Genomic DNA, 4,220 nt, shown 5'->3' with positions numbered 1-4,220 from the left:
GCTGAATCTGAAGGCACGGAATACACCTGCCCAATGCACCCGGAAATTCTGCAAATCGGTCCGGGAAGCTGTCCGAAATGCGGAATGGCACTTGAGCCGAAAGTTATCTCGCTTGACGATGCGCCCGACCCGGAATTTATTGATATGAAACGGCGGTTTTGGATTTCCGCCGCGCTGACGATTCCGGTTTTTATTCTCGCAATGGCGGAAATGTTCCCATCATTTAACGAAATAGTTCCGACAAATATTTCATTATGGATTCAATTTGCACTCGCCACGCCGGTCGTTTTGTGGGGCGGTTTTCCGTTTTTCGAGCGCGGGTGGGCATCGGTTAAAAACGCCAGCCCGAATATGTTCACGCTCGTAGCGATGGGAACGGGCGCGGCTTATCTTTACAGCCTCGTCGCCTTATTTTTCCCGCAGATTTTTCCTCTTTCGATGCGCGACACCCACACGAATCTGATCGCCGTCTATTTTGAAGCGGCGGCGGTTATTACGACGCTTGTTCTGCTCGGTCAGGTTTTGGAACTGCGGGCGCGTTCGCAAACTTCGAGCGCGATCAAAGAACTTTTAGGACTCGCGCCGGACACGGCAATCGTCGTTTTTGACGACGGCACGGAAGAAGAAATCGCGCTCAAAGACGTGCAAAAAGGCGCGACATTGCGCGTTCGAGCCAACGAGAAAATTCCGGTTGACGGCGTGATATTGGAAGGCGAAACGAATGTTGACGAATCAATGGTGACTGGCGAATCAATTCCCGTCGAAAAAGTTTCCGGCGACAAAATTATCGGCGGCACGATCAACGGCAAACGCTCGTTTACAATGAAAGCCGAAAATGTCGGAAGCGACACGCTTCTCGCGCAAATTGTCAGAATGGTCGGCGAAGCGCAGCGTTCACGCGCTCCGATTCAAAGACTCGCCGATGTTGTTTCGGCGTATTTCGTTCCGGCGGTCGTCGTCGTCGCAATTATCGCGTTCGTCGTTTGGATAATCTTCGGCTCATTTACATACGCATTGGTTGCGGCGGTTTCAGTTTTAATTATCGCCTGCCCCTGCGCTCTCGGTCTGGCGACTCCGATGTCAATTATGGTCGGCACGGGACACGGCGCGAAAAACGGTGTGTTGGTGAAAAAGGCAGAAGCACTCGAAACGCTGGAGAAAGTCAATGTGATCGTCGTGGATAAAACCGGAACTTTGACCGAAGGCAAACCGCGTCTGCAAAATGTGATTTCGCTTAACGGTCTGCCGGAAAACGAGCTGTTAAGTTTGGTGGCGAGTCTTGAAAAATCGAGTGAACATCCGCTCGCCGAAGCGATTGTCAATGGCGCGGAAGAACGAAATGTCGAGTTTGCAAAGGTTGAAAACTTTGAATCGGTAACGGGCAAAGGCGTTTTCGGAACGGTCGCGGGCAAAACAATCGTTATCGGAAACGAAAAAATATTAACCGCAGAGACGCAAAGACGCGGAGGGGACGAGAAAGAAGTTTTAGAAAAAAACTCTGCGTCTCTGCGCCTCGGCGGTGAAATATTAGAGAAAGCGGACGAACTGCGCGGCAAAGGTCAAACCGTAATGTTCGTTGCCGTTGATGGCGAAGCCGCCGGACTGGTCGGCGTGGCTGACACGATCAAAGAATCAGCAAAAGACGCGATCAAAGAGTTGCACAAACAAAAAATCGAAGTCGTGATGATGACCGGCGACAACGCGAAAACCGCCGAAGCCGTCGCCAAAGCCTTGAATATTGATCAGGTTTTCGCCGACGTTCTGCCCGAACAAAAAGCAGAAAAGGTCAAGCAATTGCAAGCGCAGGGCAAAATCGTCGCAATGGCGGGCGACGGCGTGAACGATGCGCCCGCGCTCGCTCAGGCGCAGGTCGGAATTGCGATGGGAACGGGAACCGATGTGGCTATGGAATCTGCTGATATAACTTTACTGAGAGGAGATTTGCGCGGAATTTTGAAGGCAAAGCATTTGAGCGAAGCGACGATGAGCAACATTCGCCAAAACCTGTTTTTCGCGTTTATTTACAATCTCGTCGGCGTTCCCATAGCGGCGGGCGTGCTTTATCCGTTTCTCGGACTTCTTCTGTCACCGATGATCGCTTCGGCGGCGATGACATTTAGTTCCGTATCGGTTATCTTGAATGCTTTACGGCTGAGAAATCTAAAATTATAACGGGAGAAAATTATGAAGCATAAAATTTTGTTTGTTTTGCTAATCGCAGCAGTTTTTATTTCGACAATTTCGGCGCACGATTTGTTTCTGAAACTCGATAATTTTTTCGTCCGGGCGGGCGATAAAATTTCGATTAACATCTTAAACGGATCGTTTCAGTCGAGCGAAGGCGCGGTTTCACTGGAGCGTCTGAACGATGTCAGTTTGATTTCGCCAAAAGGCGTAACTTCGTTTACAAAAACAGCCGTTCTGACAAAAGACGACAAAACATCAGTTTTGCAAATCACGCCGGACGAACAAGGAACGCACGTCGTCGGGCTTTACACGATGAAAAGAGAAATTGATCTGAAGGCGAATGATTTTAACGAATATCTGGAAGAAGACGGCATTCCAGATGTTTTGGCAGAACGGAAAAAATCTAAAACGCTCGACAAAAACGTGCGCGAGCGATATTCCAAACACGTCAAAACGATGTTTCAGGTCGGCGATAAATTGACGGACAACTACAAAACCGCGCTCGGTTATCCGGTGGAAATCGTCCCGCGAAACAATCCGTATGGTTTGAAGATCGGCGACGAATTTGAATTTCTGTGCCTGAAAGACGGGAAACCGCTTGTCAATCAGTTTGTAATGACCGGATACGAAAACGCAGACGGCAAATTAATCGCCGGTGAAAATGTCCGCACTGACAAAACCGGCGCGGGCAAAGTCAAACTAAATGGCGCGGGCGCGTGGTATGTCAAATTCATCCAGATGCAGAAAATTAAAGTAGCGAAACTCGATTATGAATCGAAGTGGGCGACGCTGACGTTTGCGGTAAAATAGTTCAAACCGATATAGGCAAAAGTTCATCTGAAAAAGTGTATTTGGAGTTACGCTTTTTGATTATGAAGATTTTTAAATCATATAAAGAAATCTGGTTTGGCGCGGGCTTAGGCGCGGCAATGTGGTTAATTGATGCCGTGATGCACACGGAACTCGGCGCGGACGTTCACGCCGAAAGCCTTTGGTCGGAGATTTTTTCGCCGCATCCGACGGCTTTAATTTTTCGTCTGCTTTATATGGTGATCGCTGTCGCGTTCGGCGTTTTTTTGTGGCGGGCGAATTGGCGTGAGCGCGAACTTCGTGCGCTCGAACAATCGGTTATCGCTTTTCAAAGACAGCTTGACGCGCCCGCTTTGCGGATTTTGGCGGCGGTGCGCGGTTTGCAAAATCGAAATTCCGTTCAGTTGGACGAAACGGCGGAAAAACTTGCGGCGGAAATTGGTTTCGATGCCAATATGATTGACGAATTATCGAAAAAATATCTCGAATTCAGCCGCCTCGTGCAGGAAGGCAAACGGGCGCAGGCAATCGAAATTCTGCGATCAATCGAAATTAATTTTTCCGTTAAATAGTGAAAACAAAAACGAAAAAAACCATCTTGCTCGCCGACGATGACGATAATTTGCGCCGCGTGCTTGAATATCAACTGACCGAAGCGGGTTTTGAAATTCAGACGGCGAAGGACGGGGCGGAAGCTCTCGAGATTTTTAATAACAATGATTTTGATTGCGTAATTACCGATCTGCGGATGCCGAAACTTTCGGGTTTGGAATTCTTGGAAAAAATAAAGTCTGCCGACGCGGAAATTCCCGTCATCGTCATTACTGCATTCGGCGAAGTCGAAACGGCGGTAACGGCGATGAAAGCGGGCGCGTTTGATTATATCAATAAGCCTTTTAACCGCGACGAAATTTTGCTGACCATCGAACGCGCCGTTAATTTCAGCGAAACAAAAAACGAAAACCGGCACTTGCGCGAACTTGTTGATAAAGAATTTCGGCTCGAAAACGTCATCGGCGATTCGGCGAAAATGCGCGAAGTTTTAAACTTGGTTGGGCGCGTTGCACGTTCGGGCGCGACTGTTTTAATAAGCGGCGAATCAGGCACAGGCAAAGAACTCGTCGCCAAAGGAATTCATTTTTCGGGACGGCGTAAAGACAAGCCTTTTATCCCGTTAAACTGTGCCGCGATTCCCGAAAGTCTGATCGAAGCCGAACTTTTCG

Annotated in this window: 4 protein-coding genes; all 4 read left to right on the top strand. The window is 48.7% G+C overall.

What is annotated here, in order from left to right; all coding sequences use genetic code 11:
* Positions 1-2,172 (top strand): copper-transporting P-type ATPase (locus tag ACR2FV_RS16760; RefSeq protein WP_434016844.1); only part of this gene is annotated, 2,172 nt, incomplete at its 5' end.
* A gap of 12 nt (positions 2,173-2,184) precedes the next feature.
* Complete coding sequence (locus ACR2FV_RS16755; protein ID WP_434016843.1) at positions 2,185-2,997, top strand: DUF4198 domain-containing protein; 813 nt, start codon at positions 2,185-2,187, stop codon at positions 2,995-2,997.
* Positions 2,967-3,569 carry a hypothetical protein gene (locus tag ACR2FV_RS16750; protein WP_434016842.1) on the top strand — a complete coding sequence of 201 codons (603 nt, stop codon included), beginning with the start codon at positions 2,967-2,969 and terminating at the stop codon, positions 3,567-3,569. The genes ACR2FV_RS16755 and ACR2FV_RS16750 overlap by 31 nt, the downstream gene beginning before the upstream one ends.
* On the top strand, positions 3,569-4,220 hold a 652-nt coding region (locus ACR2FV_RS16745; RefSeq protein ID WP_434016841.1), incomplete at its 3' end, for a sigma-54-dependent transcriptional regulator. The genes ACR2FV_RS16750 and ACR2FV_RS16745, both read left to right, overlap by 1 nt.

Source organism: Ornithinimicrobium sp. (assembly GCF_051004135.1).
Lineage (GTDB): Bacteria > Actinomycetota > Actinomycetes > Actinomycetales > Dermatophilaceae > Ornithinicoccus.
The sequence above is the reverse complement of the archived record's forward strand: the minus strand, read 5'-3'. Positions and strand labels throughout refer to the sequence as shown.

Bases quoted from the DNA above. Each gene is read 5' to 3' on its own strand.
- ACR2FV_RS16755 (WP_434016843.1), top strand. From the start codon at position 2,185: ATGAAGCATAAAATTTTGTTTGTTTTGCTAATCGCAGCAGTTTTTATT.